The sequence below is a fragment of the Mesorhizobium sp. M7A.F.Ca.CA.001.08.2.1 genome (assembly GCF_003998455.1).
Classification (GTDB): Bacteria; Pseudomonadota; Alphaproteobacteria; order Rhizobiales; family Rhizobiaceae; genus Mesorhizobium; species Mesorhizobium ciceri.
Genome location: NZ_RZPW01001493.1, coordinates 1 through 405 on the forward strand (window position 1 = coordinate 1; position 405 = coordinate 405).

General features: G+C 62.7%; 1 pseudogene. It reads left to right on the forward strand.

The features are described from left to right. Positions 1-227 (forward strand): annotated as a pseudogene (locus tag EN914_RS38150) (3-hydroxyacyl-CoA dehydrogenase family protein); the annotation flags it as partial. Between the last annotated feature and the right edge of the window lie 178 nt (positions 228-405).

Here is a 405-nt window from a genome sequence, read left to right on the forward strand (position 1 = left end):
TGGCGGGGCTGGATATCTACAAATCCGTCTCGTCCTTCCTGAATGCCGATCTCTCCAACCGCGACGATGTGGCGCCGATGGTTCTGGAGAAGACGGCTGCGTCGAAATTCGGCATCAAGTCGGGCGAGGGCATGTTTGCCTACACGCCCGAGCAGACAAAGGCGCTGCAAGGTGAACGGGCGCGCAAGCTCGTCGCGGTGCGGCGCATCCTGGAAGGCCGGGAGTAGCCAATGTCACATGGTGCGCAGAGGGCCAGCCGGTTTGAGGAGTTCCACCGGCCGGCTGTTTGTGTGAAGGGCGTCTTCGCCATCAAGATGGTGCGGGTGCGGCAGAAAACAGCGCGCGGGGTGACAAGCCATGCGCATTGAAACCATCCGAGCCGCCGGCGACAGGCCGGCCCATATC